Raw genomic sequence first — 14,846 nt, 5'->3', positions numbered from 1 at the left:
ATAACAATAATCTTTTTTTACCAATTTAAGATGCAAAATGTTGGTGCTATAATTAATTTTAAACACTGAACTTTTAGTCTTTTTTATCCTAAATTCATTAATATTTTATCGTATTATTCTGCATTTTATGTAAGTGATAATTGCTAAATATGTTTATTGTACACTATAGATAATACACCCGAAATTTACGTTTTCATGTAAGTAAATTCACCAAAACGACTATTATACTATCAACGTCGTAGAATTTTTGACTAAGGCTTTTTTGAGGTTAACTTTGCATACGAGCATTAACCCAAATCTGTTCTAAACCTTAGTTTATGAAGAAAACCTACTCTTCAATCTTAGTTGCTTTTATTACACCTATATGTGTTGTGGTACTTCTTTGTTTTACGCAAACATTGAGTGCTCAAGCCAATTCAATTAGAACTGGTGTAACCTTTAACTGGGCTGACAGCCAGACTACAGTTAACGATCCAGCAAATTTGCAATCAATAAATATTGATGGCGTAGATTATACAACGTTCGTTGTTCCATCTACGTATGAAATGACACGACTAGGGCCTGGCGGTAATAGTCAAAATAACATTTGGCTAAATGGTTCTCAAGTGGTTAGCGGTAGTGATGATCCAAATTGGGTTTCAGGTGCCATAAGCGCTTATCAATCTTTGAACTTAAACCATTATTTTCAATCCCAAGATAATGGAGCAGATTTTTGTAATGATTACACGTCAATTGCAACTACAAACGCACAAATACAAACTATTAGATATAATCCCGGTATACCTTCAAATCCTGATGGTGTTATAGCAATTACCGAAAGAGGGGGTAATAACTGTATGTATATAGAACTATACGGTATTCCTGCTGGAGGAGGTGTAGAACAGTTACTAGGTAGGACATTTATCAGAAACGAAGGAAATTTGACAGGTGTTTTACCACAAGCAGCGCCAACCGCAAATAGTGATTATTGGAGTAGTGGTAGAAATAATGAGAATAATCAAATAATAGGTATAGCATTATATGAACTTTCTGAGCTAGCTCCAGTCGGTTCAACTATTACAGCTATTCGCTATATGGGAGCTACAAATGATCACGGTGATGGAAAGTTTTTTTTAATGCAGACCTATGCCGAAGATGATAGCCTTAGAATAAAATTAGATCGTGAGGGAAATGGTGATATTGCAGCAAATGACCTCGTACCACCTGGTAGTACGTATACACAGACTTCATCTCCAACAAACGGTGTTTTGACTTTTAACCCAGATGGTACTTTTAATTATTTGCCAAACCCAGGTTTTACTGGTAATGATTCTTTTGATTATGAAGTTTGTCTTCCTGCTCCAAATACTGGGGTATGCGATACCGGAACTGCAATTATAATAATCAAACTAGAAGCAATTTTTGACAATATTAATGTTTCACAGAATTCTTTAGATAACGTAATTCATGTTCTTGATAACGATAATTTTGGTAGTTCTGGCCCTCGAATAAATGGTGCAATAACAAATTATACCACACCTTCTAATGGTAGTGTTACATTGAATAATAATAATACTCCAGCAGATTCATATGATGACTTCTTTGAATACACTCCAAATGCAGATTTTATAGGAACCGATTTTTTTAACTATGAAATTACCGATGCTGTTGGTAGTGTTGATATGGCATCAGTTTATATAACCACCGCCTATGATACAGATGCTGATTTAATTAATGATAGAACTGATTTAGACGATGATAATGACGGTATTCTTGATAGTACTGAAGGTTTAGAATGTATTGATGATGATTATTTTGCATGGGAATTTAATGCCCCTGTTGGCACGCGTACAAATGACTTTGTACAAAACCCAGCAATTACTAACTGGTTAATTGCAAGCACAACAAATGTAGTTACTGGTGCAGGTCTTACTGGTAACTCTCCGGCTTCTGAATTACAGTTAACCGGTTTAGATGCAACTACTTATGCAGATGCAATTGTAGCAAATGAATATATAGAAGTAAGTTTTACAACAGCTGTTGGTTTAATAAATCCAATGATTGAGCGAATTGGTATGAACTGGTATCAAAATTCTAATGGAACGATAATTGGTAATTCGTATGATGTAGCCATGGAAATTTCTAAAGATAATTTTGCAACATCAATGTTATTGTATTCAGATATAAGAATACATTATCCTACAAATGGAGTTTCAGAGTTCTTCGATTTAACTCCTGCTGGATCCAGTTTTAATTTAGAAGAGAACACGACATATACTATTCGATTATATACCTATAATCAACAAAATGACGGTAATGTCGCGTATTCTGTTTTTGATGATTTTACCATTCGAGTATCAGCTTGTCAAGAGCAAAATAGTGATAATGATGGTATTCCAGATCATTTAGATTCCGATAGTGATAACGATTTTTGTTATGATGTTTCTGAAGCTGGGCATGCTGACCCTGATGGTGACGGAATTTTAGGGAACTCACCAGTTATTGTTGATGCAGACGGATTAATTACAGGTCAAGGTGGATATTCAGGTACAACACCTGAAGTTACCACTCCACATCAAACAGTGACTATAAGTACCTCGCCAAATGATCAAAGTGTGAGCCAAGGTGAGAATACTAGTTTCTCGGTTACCGCAAGTGGAACTTCACTTAGCTTTCAATGGGAAGAAAGTACTGATGGTGGTGTAAACTGGAATCCAATTACAGATGGCGGAATTTACACAGGTGCAACTACAACAACGTTAACATTGTCGAATATACCTTTTTCTATAAATTCATATGAATATCAATTGGTAGTAACGGACCCAAATAATCCATGTATTTCTGATTATTTCACGGATCGTGCAATACTTACGGTAATTCAGCAGGTTGATGAATTAGAAGTATTTAATGTTGTTACCCCAAATAGTGATGGTGTACATGATGTGTTAACCATAAGAAATATCGAAAATTATCCAAATAACGATATTAAAATATATAATCGCTGGGGTATTTTGGTATTTGAAACCGAAGGATATACTAATCAAAGCAATTACTTTGATGGTTATTCTAGAGGAAGAACGACGGTAAGTCAGAATGAAAAATTACCAGTAGGTACTTATTTTTACATTTTAAATTATGAAAGTGTAGATGGTGCTATGAAAAAGCTTTCTAGCTACTTGTATCTCAATTAATCCTATTTACATATTATTAAAAAAAGCAATCTAGTTTACAGTTAACTAGGTTGCTTTTTTTAATGGTATAAACGCGCTATTTTTGTGGTATGGATGAGGAAAAAGTTATTCTGGTCAATGAGAACGATGAAGAGTTGGGCACTATGCCAAAAATGGAAGCTCATGAAAAAGCGGTCTTACATAGAGCGTTTTCAGTTTTTATTATGAATGAAAAAGGGGAGACCATGTTACAACAGCGTGCTGCTGATAAGTACCATTCTCCGCTTTTATGGACAAACACTTGTTGTAGTCATCAAAGATTGGGTGAGTCTAATTTGCAAGCAGGTAAAAGAAGACTTTTTGAAGAAATGGGTTTTGAAACTGAATTGAAAGAGCTATTTTCATTTGTATATAAAGCCCCTTTTGATAATGGTTTAACGGAACATGAACTTGATCATGTTATGATAGGTTATTTTGAAAATGAGCCAACTATAAATACTGATGAGGTAGCGAATTGGAAATGGCAAAAACCCGATGCAATTAAGGCAGATATTGCTAGTTCACCTGAGAAGTATACTGAATGGTTCAAGATAATTTTTGAACGTTTTTATGACCATATTAATTAAATTTTGAAATAATGTCAAAGGTTAAAGTTAGTAGAAAGGCCCATTTTAATGCAGCGCATCGACTTTATCGGAAAGATTGGAGTGCTGAAAAAAATTCCGAAATTTTTGGCAAATGCAGTAACCCAAATTTTCACGGCCACAATTATGAATTAATTGTTAGCGTAACTGGGCAAATTGATCAAAAAACTGGCTTTGTGATGGACATGAAGGTGCTTAAAGATTTAATAAAAATTGAGGTTGAAGAAGAATTAGATCATAAGAATTTAAATATAGAAGTAGCTGAATTCAAGAATTTGAATCCGACGGCTGAGAATATTGCTGTATTTATTTACAATAAATTAAGACCACATATTACAACTGAAAAAGAATTAGAAGTGACGCTATATGAAACGCCTAGAAATTTCGTAAGCTATTCTGGTTAAAATAATACGTAGGAAAATACGTTATAATTAGAAATATTTTCATTTAACAAAGTAATATGAATATATATCCGTTAAAGTTTAATCCTATTTTAAAGGAGCGTTTATGGGGTGGTCAAAAATTGAAAACTGTTTTAAATAAAAGTATTGAATCAGATATCACCGGAGAAAGTTGGGAGGTATCAACAGTTGAAGGTGATATATCAACAGTCTCTAACGGAAATTTAGCGGGTACTACATTACAAGAACTGATTGAAAGTAACCCAGAAGAGTTGTTAGGTAAAAGTGTGTTTGAAAGGTTTGGTAAAGAATTTCCTATTCTAATTAAATTTATTGACGCTAAGCTAGATTTATCCATCCAATTGCATCCTAATGACGCACTTGCAAAAGAACGCCATAATTCTTTCGGTAAAACAGAAATGTGGTATATCATGAACGCGGATGATGACGCGAGTTTAATTGTTGGCTTTAATAAGGATGTAACAAAACAAGAATATGCTGATAGTTTAGAGAAGGATAAACTTCTTGAACTCTTGAATTATGAAAAAGTAAAAGAAGGTGATACGTTCTTTATTAATACGGGTAAAATTCATGCTATTGGGTCAGGGGTAATGCTCGCTGAAATTCAGCAGACTTCTGACATTACCTATAGAGTCTTTGATTTTAATAGACGAGATAAAGAAGGTAATCTTCGCGAACTTCATACAGAGCAAGCATTAGATGCAATTGATTACCAACAGAAAGACGATTTTAAAGTTGACTATGCACAAGATTTGAATCGTGTAAATGAAATGGTTGATTGTCCTTATTTTAATACCAAGTTTTTAAATCTTTCTCAAAATTTTGAACAAGATATTACGCAAAGAGATTCGTTCACAATATACATGTGTGTTGATGGATTAGCATCAATTGAAAACGAAGAAGGCTCGGAATCTATAAAAAAAGGAGAAACTATTTTGATACCTGCTAAGAGTTCTACCATTAAAATTAATACAACGGGAGCTAAACTTTTGGAGATTACCATTTAAGGAGTCCGTATTTAGCTGTACTTTTGACAAAATTTATGTAATTATGGCAAGTGTTAAAGGATTAAAAAAAGATATCAATAATGTTTTAGGTGATATCATTGAGGCGGTTTATATCGTAGAAGCTAGTAATAGCAATAATGTCTCTAAAGAAGGTGAGGAAGTTATAGAGAGTGTAATTAGCACTTTTGAAGAATTAATAGCCAAAGTAAATCAACGTAAAGTTGAAAATAGAAAAAAGCATCTAAATTCTGTAAAAGATGAACTTGAAACTAAAGCACGTGCATTAGTTGAGCAAGTAAATAAATTAGCATAATAGTATATTACAAAATTAAGAGACTGTTAGAATAACGGTCTCTTAATTTTTCTTCTGTTTATCAAGATGTGCTAATAAGGCTTTGCCATATTTTGAATCGGCAACTTCAGGGGTCATTGTATTAGCTATTGAATCAAGATATATTTTATTTGCATCTGCAACTTCATTGAGCGCTATATAGGGTGCTATGTATGAATCTGAGTTGGTCAAGGCAAAATTAATTGCATATAAATAACTTCTTAATACGTTCTTTTCACTAAGATTTATTAAAGAATCTACTTGAAGTTCATTTAAATTTAATTCAGTATTTCTTGCAGTCTGAATAATTTCTAAATCTTTTAAATTGAACTGCGACATAGTTTCTTGGTACTCTTCCCATTTTTTTTGTGTAGCTGAACCATCGATTTTAGAGTTGGTATCAAAAGTATTCCAAGAAGTGTTTATTGTTATGGTACCAGGTTCACCAAAAAATGTAATGCGATCATTGATATCATTGTTGTCCTTTTTATTTAAATATAAATAAAAGATTTCCGGACTCTCTAATTGTGCTTGCAACGAAAAATTTCCATCACCCGAAATTTCTAATGAATCTACAGTTGTTAAACTGGTGTCTTTAATATGTTGAAGATATAGGGTGCCTTTTTTAAGGCCTTTAATATTCCCAGTAACCATCATTGTTTCTTTTGTATTTTCTTCCTGACAAGAAACACTAATTATTGCGATAAGTAATAGAACTAAAAATTTTCTCATTTCTCCTTTTTAATAAGCCGCAAATATCATGAAATAATTTTGATAAATAATTGTTCTAGTCAATTTCTAGACCTGCGACGCAACTTCCATGAGCAATGCACATATATAGGCGCCTGCTGTACCAACAACATAACCGAAGACTGCCAAAAGAATACCAACCGAAGTTAATGATGGATGAAACTCAGCAGCAACTACAGGAGCTGATGCTGCACCGCCTACATTGGCTTGACTACCAACAGCTAAAAAGAAATAAGGTGCTTTAATTAGTTTGGCTACTAAAATTAAAAGACCCGCATGAATTGAAATCCAAATTAAACCAATGACAATTAAACCTGGGTTTTCAAGAACTTTTCCTAAATCCATCTGCATGCCTATTGTGGCGACCAAAATGTAAATGAACATACCACCAATTTTACTAGCACCAGCACCTTCATAATTTTTAGCTTTGGTGAAAGATAGTCCTATTCCCACAGCAGTAGCAAATACTACCATCCAAAGAAATTTAGAACTAAGCGAAGAGAAAAAGTTGTCTTTATCGCGAATAACTTCAAATGTATATTCTAAAAAACTTGAAAAATGACCACTTAAAAAATGCGCTAAACCTACTGCAGTAAATGATAAAGAAAGCATTATTATATAATCGGGTAGGGTAGCTACACGCGTAATTTTGGCTGTATGCGCGGCAACTTTTATTTTCAAAGTTTCAATAGAAGAGTTATCCGCTTTTAACCATTTATCTATTTTTTCAGTTTTACCTACACCTAATAAAATAATGGCCATCCATAAATTGGCTACTACGATATCAACGAGTACCATACCGCCAAATTTATCAGGATTATACTTAAAAATCTCAAACATGGCAGCTTGATTTGCACTTCCGCCAATCCAACTTCCAGCAATAGTAGAAAGTCCTCTCCATATAGCATCTGGTCCGCTGCCACCTACAGTTTCCGGAGAAAAAATAGAAACAATTAAAATTGCTAAAGGGCCACCAATCATTATTCCGATAGAGCCTGTAAAAAACATTATTAGCGCTTTAGGGCCAAGATTGACTATACCTTTTAAGTCAATGCTTAAAGTCATTAAAACTAATGCAGCAGGCAGCAGATACCTGCTTGCCATAAAATAAAGATTTGACGTTTCATCCGAAATTAAACCGATACTAGTCAAAATTCCGGGAAGTAAATAACACATTAAAACAGTGGGTACGATACTGTAGAATTTTTTCCAGAAACCAGTTTTTATTGCTGAGGTGTAAAAAACGAATCCGAGACAAAGTGCTAATAGTCCAAATACTACAGTATCATCAGAAATAATAGGTTGGGATAAAATTGCTTCGGTCATTTAAATGTATTTGTGTCAATCTCAAATATACTCAAATTAGATGTTGCTTAATAAAATGCGCAACACCGTCTTCCGTGTTTTTTAATGTAATATGATTGGCGATAGATTTAACTTCTTCTCTAGCATTTGCGACTGCGACCCCGCAACCAGTATGTAGTAGCATTTCGGTGTCATTGTAATTATCACCAAAAGAAATTACATCAGAAAGTGATTCATCAGCAGAAAGTAAAAGTTTTATGGCTGACAGTTTTGAAACCGCCTTTGGCGCTAGTTCTATTAGTGTATCGTTAGACCGATATATGTTCATTTGCTCACTTAATTGTTCAGTAAGCAATGGATATATTTTATCTGCTGATTCTTTGGTACCCATCAACATAATTTTGTGCGCGCTAATGTTTCGTGATTTCCAATCAGCTATAGTTTCATTTGTATCTCTAAAAATAGGCTCAGCACAGGTGTATTTAATTTCTTTCTCAACACGTTCTGATGTTTCTTCAACATACCATTCGCTATTATAATATAAGCCTAGCTTTATATGTTCCACTTTTGCCAATTCGTATACTTTTTCAACCGCCTCAATTTTGATCGAGATTGATAAAATTTCATTTGTACCATCAAGAACTAACGCACCGTTATAACATATTATGGGCTGGTTTTCAATACCAAGTCTTTTTTGTAAATAGGTCATTGACTGAGGCATGCGAGCAGAAACCAAGAAAATCTTTAATTGTTCTTTTATTCGGGCTATTTCTGAAATGGTAAAATCAGATACGTCGCTTTTAGTGGTAAGTAGTGTGCCATCTAAATCAGAACAAAAAATTTTATACTTCATTTACTTCAATATTATATATTCAACCAATAGGTGAATTTAAGATTTATTGAACTAAATCTTGGTGCAAATGCATTGACAAAATAATTGTTGTTGTAGACTAGGTATAAATCTGACAACGGTGCAAAACGCCACTGTAAACGAGAATTGAAACCAAGATTATCTTTCTGGTTACTGTATTGCACTAGTGTAGACCAAAAAAGTGATTTACTAAAGGTGACATCAATTTTAGGACTTACCAACCAAATATCTGCACTAGGGTAGGGTTTTGGTAAGTTTACTTTATCGTAATTTAATTGTAGCGAAAGAAAAACTTTTGGTTGAAACCGCAATGACATTTCGCTTATGATTGAAAATCTTTTTCCATTATAAAATCTACCTATTGTTGATTCAAACTCATATCCAAAAATTTTACGCTTATCAGATTCGTAAGTGAGTGTAAAATAATTATAATGATAACCATGATTTTTTGGTAATTCTATAGCATCATCAGTATTGGTTGGATCAAAATCTTCAAAAAGATAAGTGAAGCTGTTTGTCAATTCAACTCCGAACTTTACTTGATTTTTTAATGCTGTTTCCCAAGTGGATTTAAAATCATAATCCGTATTGCTGAAATTATCACTTGGCTTCCAAAAAGTAATCGGTCTAACTCGCAATGAATGACTTTGAAATGGTCCAGTTACTGGCCAGAAAACGCGCTCTAGACTAATTATATTTTTGAAAACATCAGTTCTTCTAATAAAACCTAAATCTGATCTAAAATCTTCATCAACAAAAATACCTTTTAAAAAAAGATTGAATTTTCTACTATTATACCGTAATGTAGATCCAGCTGCTACGTTGCCTTCATTATCATTTGGATTAAATGATTTGTGCAGAAATAGTTTGCCATTCCAGGTATTGTCTTGAGATGCTAAGTTAAAATCCATCCCCAGAACTCGATTATACTCATCTTCAGGTGCGATAAAATCATACTCTTTAAAGGACTGTTTATTTATGAAAAAAACACCAATATTGGATCTCGAGAAAACCCGTTGTTGAAATGCCAACATGGTATTATTGTTAGAAGCTATTTCATTTTCTAAGTCTTCGGCGGTCTGAATATTAAGCATACCAACGCGAAGATTTTTTGTCAATTTGCCACTAAGCCGTACTCCTGCGTTAATTTTATTTTCTATTGTCTCACCTAATGAGTCTTCAGCAATACCAATTCTTCTTGAGAAAAATGGACTTACATCAAAACCATCTCCGAAGCTCGCGAATAGGTCATTATTATCAATAAAGAATTGTCGTTTTTCAGGTAAATTAACTTCGAAACGCGTAAGATTAGTGACTTGATCATCAACTTCAACTTGAGAGAAATCTGGGTTTACAGTGATATCTAAATTTAAATTATTGCCTATCGATACTTTTGCGTCACCACCAATTTTTATACTGTTTAGACCTTTATCTATTTCAAAATCTTTTTGTGAAATAGCATTTATATACGGAATGACCGCTAACGGTGTTTTTGATTTTCCCAATGGTTTTTCAAAAACCATGTCGCCCATAAAAGCTGTACTAAATATCAATTGATTTTGAGGAATTCTTGCCCAAGAACTGCGCTCATTTGATTGGGTATCTATTCGATAACTATTAAACCGCCACTGTGTGGCACCTTCTTTAAATTTTAATGATGTTAAAGGAATTACCATTTCTGCAGTAAAATATCCGTCGTACATTTTTGCATCGCCTTTCCACTTAACATCCCATGAAAGACTATAGTCTCGTTCTTGATTACTACCACCACCTGAAATTAACCCTTCTCTGCGAACCCCATGCGGATTTATACCAAACAAAAAGGCATTTTGCCCATCACTATAGGTGTCGAACAAAACTGAAAAACTATCGTTTCCTGATCCTCTGAAATCTCTTTTTAGCGAAGTAAGCGCATAATTTTTTCCAACAGATTGTGCCTTAATCCCTATATATAGATTGAGATCATCGTACAATATTTTGACTTCAGATTGTTGTTTGGCTCGAACAGAATCGGTGGGAAAATACTGCCAGTAATTTGAAACACTTTCGGCTGTTTGCCAAATAGTTTCATCTAAAATTCCATCTGGCACTATGGTCTCAGAAATAAATTTTACTGTAAATGAATCATTTTGCGCTTGTGAATAGGTTAAAAACGAGAATAGCAAGAACAATAAAGCGCTATAAAATCGTGGCATTGATAATTGGTTTGGCTGGTAACTCAAATTTAATTGAATATTGAGTTAAATAAATCCCAATTTTTTTATGCCATTTTAAGAATTATTTAGTTCTAAAATTTTCTATTTAAATTTTTAAAAAGGTGCTTAATATACTTTTTCGTTTTAATGGTAGACGATTCAACTTTGTTCAGCTGAAATTGGTTTTTGAAAACGTATTAAAAAGTTAGTAATCGGCTAATTGCCATTTAATAGTTACTATTCTTTATTGGTATTTTTTTTAGGATCTCTCTTTGCTTCTTTTAAACTCTTCATAAGCATCCACTCAATTTGGCCATTGGTACTGCGGAATTCATCTGCAGCCCATTTTTCAATTGCTTTAAGCATTTCTTCATTTAAACGTAGCGCGAAAGCCTTTTTTTTACTCATTCCCTTTATTAAAATAACGGTGAATTATTTGTTGGGCATCCTTTTCTTTCTGAGTACCAACAAGTATTTTATCTTTTGTTTTTAATACAATTTGTATGCCTTTATTTCCACTTACATTATATGCTTTGTTATTGCGAGATGTACCGCGCAATCCCCACCCACCATATTCACTTATGGGTTTGTATGTGCGAAGGTAACATTCTTCAATTTCTGACCACCGGATAGTTCTATTTGAAAATTGAAATGGTTTAAATTGATAGTGTACGCCAATCTCATTAATCGTAGTTTTTAACTTCATTGTAACAAACAATAGTACAACGGGTATTATAGTGAATATACCAATAAATAGGGCTATTGAATTTTCTTCAGATTTTTCAACAGTGAAAAAATCATATAATAGAAAACTTAAGATAGCCAGTAACATTAGCCATAACCACCATTGCTTAAAACGTTGTACTTCATTAAAAACTCGCATTGCTTAATGATTTAGGGTTCCCGCATTTACTATTGGCGCTGCGTCTTTATCTGAGCATAAAACCACCATTAAATTACTTACCATTGCTGCTTTACGTTCTTCGTCAAGGTCAACAACATTCTTTTTGTTAAGCTCATCAAGTGCCATTTCTACCATACTAACCGCACCTTCTACAATCTTATGTCTTGCGGCAACTATTGCTGTTGCTTGTTGTCTTTTCAGCATAGCATTTGCTATTTCTTGTGCATAGGCTAAATAACCAATTCTAGCTTCTAGAACTTCAATACCAGCCATTGACAAGCGTTCTTGAAGTTCTTTTTCTAAGGCTATACTAACTTCATTTAAACTCGACCGTAAGGTAATATCTTCATCAAGACCTTCGTCTGCAAAATTATCATACGGATACATGCTTGCCAATTTACGAACAGCGGCATCAGTTTGAACGCGTACAAAATTTTGATAGTCATCAACATCAAAAGCGGCTTTATAGGTGTCGGTTACCCGCCATACTAATATTGTACTAATCATTATGGGGTTCCCCAACTTATCATTCACTTTTAAACGTTCACTATCAAAATTACTGGCACGCAATGATATTTTCTTTTTTGTATATAAAGGATTAACCCAAAACAAGCCATTTTTCTTTATTGTGCCTACATAACTACCGAATAATAACAAAACTCTTGAACTATTAGGGTTTACTAAAACAAAACCAGGTACAATGAGTATTGCACATAGTATTGCAATTACTGGTAACGCTGGATGAAACCGTAATAACATGAATGCACCACCAAATAGTAGTAGTACAAGAAGTAAAATCATAATGTAACCATTCATTGGGCTAATTTCTTTCTCGTTTGTCATGATCATAAATTTTTGGTTGATATTAAAATGATATCATAAAGATATCAAAATAAACAATACAACATCATTTTATTGACTAAAAAAAATTGACCTTTATGTATTGGTGTTTTTAGAGCGAAACTTTTTTACTTTCTTTTTATTCGGATTTTTAAAAAGTCGCTTGAAAAAACCGTCTCGCTTTATGGGCTCACAATCTAAACTTCTTAATACTGAATTACTAGGTCTAGGAAAGCGCGCCTGTGTTATATAATTGAAATCTGATTCTTGATTCATTTTTTGCATCCAAAGTGCAAATAGGGGAAGGGCAGCATTGGCACCTTGACCCAAGCTGGTGTTCTTAAAACCAATTTCATGATTATCTAAACCCACCCAAGTAACATGAACAATTTTTGGAGTTAAAGCAACAAACCAAGCATCTTTATTGTTTTGTGTTGTCCCCGTTTTTCCAGCAATATCATTACGTAATTTATACGTTGAACGCAGTCGAGATGCCGTACCTTGATTTATTGTAGATTTCATCATTTCAAGCATAATTTCACCAGTTTCTTTAGAAAAAGCACTTTTTACGGCTCTTTTTGGCTCAAAATTGGTTAAAACGGAATCTTTTTGATTTGTTATTTTTTCTATTAAATACGGTAATACGGCCCTGCCATTATTTACAAAACTGGCATAAGCACCAGCCAATTCATTAGCATAAATTTCACCTGTACCCAAAGCTAAAGAGGGCTGTTTGGGTAACTTAGAAAATATGCCCATGTTTTTGGCTTGTACTAAAACATTATCAATGCCCGTTTTCTCTAGAATTTTTACAGCAACTGTATTCACAGAATTACTAAGTGCCATTTCCATAGAATAATTGAGGTATTGCTCATCTGTATCACCTGAATTGCTGGGTGACCATCCTTTTAAATTATCATATTCAACTTCTTCGGCTGAAAAATATGTACATGGTGAAATACCAACTTCTAATGCAGCGGTATATACTATGGGTTTAAAAGTAGAACCGACTTGGCGTTTACTTTGTGCCACATGATCAAATTTAAAATGTTTAAAGTTCACCCCGCCAATCCATGTTTTTACCGCACCTGTTTTTGAATCTATTGCTAATGAACCTGTGTTCAAAAACTTCATATAGTGTTTTACACTGTCAATAACGCTAGCTTCTACAGTTTTTTCACCTGACCAATCCGTCAAATTCATAGTCCTCTTTTTTCGAAGTGAATCCATGATTTGTGAATCTTTTAAACCTGTCTCCTTTAAATTTTTATAAGCATTAGTTCGTTTTACTAATTTGGTAATTAGATTTTTATCGGTGAGCCAGGGTGCATTTTTACCATAACTTTTCTCAAATTTATTTTGCAAAGAAGACATGTGCTTTATCATGGCTTCTTCTGCAAAGCGTTGCATTTTTGAATCTAGCGTGGTATAAATTTTCAGGCCTGAGGTATAGATATTATAATCGTTGCCCTCTTCTTTTTGTTTGCTCACCCATTGTAACATTTTCTTGCGAACTTCTTCCCGAAAATATGGAGCAAGTCCGTCAGAATAATCAAAATCTCTGTAGTTTAATTTCAATGGTATTTCTGAAATACTATCTTTTTCATTCTCAGAAATAAAATTGTTTTTAGCCATTGACTGTATGACCAAATTGCGTCGTTCTAAACTTTTCTTCGGATATATTCTCGGATTATAACCATAAGTTGCTTTCAACATGCCCACTAAAACGGCAGCTTCTTCAATAGTTAATTCTTGTGCTTTTTTATTAAAGAATTTTAAAGAAGAACTTTCAATACCAAAGGTGTTGTCACCAAAAGAAACGGTATTGAGGTAGTGGGTAATTATTTCTTCTTTAGAAAATAAATCTTCAAGTCGAGCTGCGATAAACATCTCTTTGATTTTATCTACGGCAATATTCGTTTTTTTTCGTTCTCTTCTAGGGTATAAGTTTTTTGCTAATTGTTGTGTAAGTGTACTACCGCCCCCTGAAGATTGGTCTTGTAATAAAATAGTTTTTAAGGCCACACGCAAAAGACTAGGATAATCTATACCCTTATGTTCATAAAAACGCTCATCTTCAATAGCAACGAGTGCCTCAATTAAATGTTCCGGAATTTTTTCAAAAGCAATAGGCTGGCGGTCAAAAAGATAATACTTACCTATTAACACACTGTCTGCAGTATAAACCTCAGATGCTCTTTGGTACTGAAAATTTGAAAGCTCTTCGTTATCTGGCAATTGGCCCCATAACCCTAATCGAACACTAAAAATTAATAGCGTAGCACCTACTATACCTATAAAACAGATAATAGTAAAATATTTAAAAAACTTAGATTTTATTTTTTTCAACATGGATGTAAAATAGTAAGCTTGCAAGATCAAATTAAATTTTCAATCTGCGCAATTTCTTAACAATAGATTAGAGTTC

At 33.6% G+C, this 14,846-nt stretch carries 13 protein-coding genes; 5 read left to right on the top strand and 8 right to left on the bottom strand.

Translation table 11 applies throughout. The features are described 5' to 3' along the window. Nucleotides 1–317 precede the first annotated feature (317 nt). The 5 genes from JQC67_RS17515 to JQC67_RS17495 all read left to right on the top strand — a co-directional run bounded on the left by JQC67_RS17515 (nucleotide 318) and on the right by JQC67_RS17495 (nucleotide 5,535). Nucleotides 318–3,170 carry a T9SS type B sorting domain-containing protein gene (locus JQC67_RS17515; RefSeq protein ID WP_203254208.1) on the top strand — a complete coding sequence of 951 codons (2,853 nt, stop codon included), beginning with the start codon at nucleotides 318–320 and terminating at the stop codon, nucleotides 3,168–3,170. Between the two features lie 89 nt (nucleotides 3,171–3,259). Further along, nucleotides 3,260–3,775, top strand: a complete 516-nt coding sequence (gene idi / locus JQC67_RS17510) for an isopentenyl-diphosphate Delta-isomerase (RefSeq protein ID WP_203254207.1) — start codon at nucleotides 3,260–3,262, stop codon at nucleotides 3,773–3,775. Between the two features lie 11 nt (nucleotides 3,776–3,786). After that, the gene (locus JQC67_RS17505; protein WP_203254206.1) at nucleotides 3,787–4,197 is read left to right on the top strand and encodes a 6-pyruvoyl trahydropterin synthase family protein; all 411 of its coding nucleotides are present in this window, start codon (nucleotides 3,787–3,789) and stop codon (nucleotides 4,195–4,197) included. A gap of 56 nt (nucleotides 4,198–4,253) precedes the next feature. Continuing rightward, on the top strand, nucleotides 4,254–5,222 hold the full coding sequence (locus tag JQC67_RS17500) for a type I phosphomannose isomerase catalytic subunit (protein WP_203254205.1): 969 nt from the start codon (nucleotides 4,254–4,256) through the stop codon (nucleotides 5,220–5,222). Nucleotides 5,223–5,265: 43 nt separating this feature from the next. Further along, nucleotides 5,266–5,535, top strand: coding sequence for a hypothetical protein (locus JQC67_RS17495; RefSeq protein WP_203254204.1), 270 nt, complete (start codon nucleotides 5,266–5,268; stop codon nucleotides 5,533–5,535). Between the two features lie 42 nt (nucleotides 5,536–5,577). Here the strand turns inward: JQC67_RS17495 and JQC67_RS17490 are convergent, their stop codons facing one another. From JQC67_RS17490 to JQC67_RS17455, 8 genes are all read right to left on the bottom strand, one after another. Beyond that, entirely contained in the window at nucleotides 5,578–6,285 is a 708-nt protein-coding gene (locus JQC67_RS17490; RefSeq protein ID WP_203254203.1) for a DUF4369 domain-containing protein, read from the bottom strand. 66 nt (nucleotides 6,286–6,351) lie between these two features. Next, the gene (locus tag JQC67_RS17485; RefSeq protein ID WP_203254202.1) at nucleotides 6,352–7,629 is read right to left on the bottom strand and encodes a DUF819 family protein; all 1,278 of its coding nucleotides are present in this window, start codon (nucleotides 7,627–7,629) and stop codon (nucleotides 6,352–6,354) included. Nucleotides 7,630–7,660: 31 nt separating this feature from the next. Next, complete coding sequence (locus JQC67_RS17480) at nucleotides 7,661–8,461, bottom strand: Cof-type HAD-IIB family hydrolase (protein WP_203254201.1); 801 nt, start codon at nucleotides 8,459–8,461, stop codon at nucleotides 7,661–7,663. 11 nt (nucleotides 8,462–8,472) lie between these two features. Beyond that, nucleotides 8,473–10,674 carry a DUF5916 domain-containing protein gene (locus JQC67_RS17475; protein ID WP_203254200.1) on the bottom strand — a complete coding sequence of 734 codons (2,202 nt, stop codon included), beginning with the start codon at nucleotides 10,672–10,674 and terminating at the stop codon, nucleotides 8,473–8,475. A gap of 237 nt (nucleotides 10,675–10,911) precedes the next feature. Further along, a complete protein-coding gene (locus JQC67_RS17470; protein ID WP_203254199.1) occupies nucleotides 10,912–11,082 on the bottom strand; it encodes an Arc family DNA-binding protein in 171 nt (56 codons plus the stop codon). Continuing rightward, complete coding sequence (locus JQC67_RS17465; protein ID WP_203254198.1) at nucleotides 11,075–11,557, bottom strand: hypothetical protein; 483 nt, start codon at nucleotides 11,555–11,557, stop codon at nucleotides 11,075–11,077. The genes JQC67_RS17470 and JQC67_RS17465 overlap by 8 nt, the downstream gene beginning before the upstream one ends. A 3-nt stretch (nucleotides 11,558–11,560) precedes the next feature. After that, nucleotides 11,561–12,421 carry an SPFH domain-containing protein gene (locus JQC67_RS17460; RefSeq protein WP_203254197.1) on the bottom strand — a complete coding sequence of 287 codons (861 nt, stop codon included), beginning with the start codon at nucleotides 12,419–12,421 and terminating at the stop codon, nucleotides 11,561–11,563. A gap of 93 nt (nucleotides 12,422–12,514) precedes the next feature. Next, nucleotides 12,515–14,770 (bottom strand): penicillin-binding protein 1A, encoded by a 2,256-nt coding sequence (locus JQC67_RS17455; protein WP_203254196.1) that lies wholly within the window; start codon nucleotides 14,768–14,770, stop codon nucleotides 12,515–12,517. Nucleotides 14,771–14,846: the final 76 nt, after the last annotated feature.

The organism is Aurantibacter crassamenti, from assembly GCF_016811105.1.
Lineage (GTDB): Bacteria > Bacteroidota > Bacteroidia > Flavobacteriales > Flavobacteriaceae > Aurantibacter_A > Aurantibacter_A crassamenti.
Note: the sequence above shows the minus strand (reverse complement) of the source record. Positions and strands in the feature narration are given on the sequence as shown.

Excerpts from the sequence above, each read along its gene's own strand:
- JQC67_RS17470 (WP_203254199.1), bottom strand. The coding sequence starts at position 11,082 with ATGAGTAAAAAAAAGGCTTTCGCGCTACGTTTAAATGAAGAAATGCTT.
- JQC67_RS17500 (WP_203254205.1), top strand. The coding sequence starts at position 4,254 with ATGAATATATATCCGTTAAAGTTTAATCCTATTTTAAAGGAGCGTTTA.
- JQC67_RS17465 (WP_203254198.1), bottom strand. The coding sequence starts at position 11,557 with ATGCGAGTTTTTAATGAAGTACAACGTTTTAAGCAATGGTGGTTATGG.
- JQC67_RS17505 (WP_203254206.1), top strand. The coding sequence starts at position 3,787 with ATGTCAAAGGTTAAAGTTAGTAGAAAGGCCCATTTTAATGCAGCGCAT.
- JQC67_RS17495 (WP_203254204.1), top strand. The coding sequence starts at position 5,266 with ATGGCAAGTGTTAAAGGATTAAAAAAAGATATCAATAATGTTTTAGGT.
- JQC67_RS17490 (WP_203254203.1), bottom strand. The coding sequence starts at position 6,285 with ATGAGAAAATTTTTAGTTCTATTACTTATCGCAATAATTAGTGTTTCT.
- JQC67_RS17455 (WP_203254196.1), bottom strand. The coding sequence starts at position 14,770 with ATGTTGAAAAAAATAAAATCTAAGTTTTTTAAATATTTTACTATTATC.
- JQC67_RS17460 (WP_203254197.1), bottom strand. The coding sequence starts at position 12,421 with ATGACAAACGAGAAAGAAATTAGCCCAATGAATGGTTACATTATGATT.
- JQC67_RS17515 (WP_203254208.1), top strand. The coding sequence starts at position 318 with ATGAAGAAAACCTACTCTTCAATCTTAGTTGCTTTTATTACACCTATA.
- idi (WP_203254207.1), top strand. The coding sequence starts at position 3,260 with ATGGATGAGGAAAAAGTTATTCTGGTCAATGAGAACGATGAAGAGTTG.
- JQC67_RS17475 (WP_203254200.1), bottom strand. The coding sequence starts at position 10,674 with ATGCCACGATTTTATAGCGCTTTATTGTTCTTGCTATTCTCGTTTTTA.
- JQC67_RS17480 (WP_203254201.1), bottom strand. The coding sequence starts at position 8,461 with ATGAAGTATAAAATTTTTTGTTCTGATTTAGATGGCACACTACTTACC.
- JQC67_RS17485 (WP_203254202.1), bottom strand. The coding sequence starts at position 7,629 with ATGACCGAAGCAATTTTATCCCAACCTATTATTTCTGATGATACTGTA.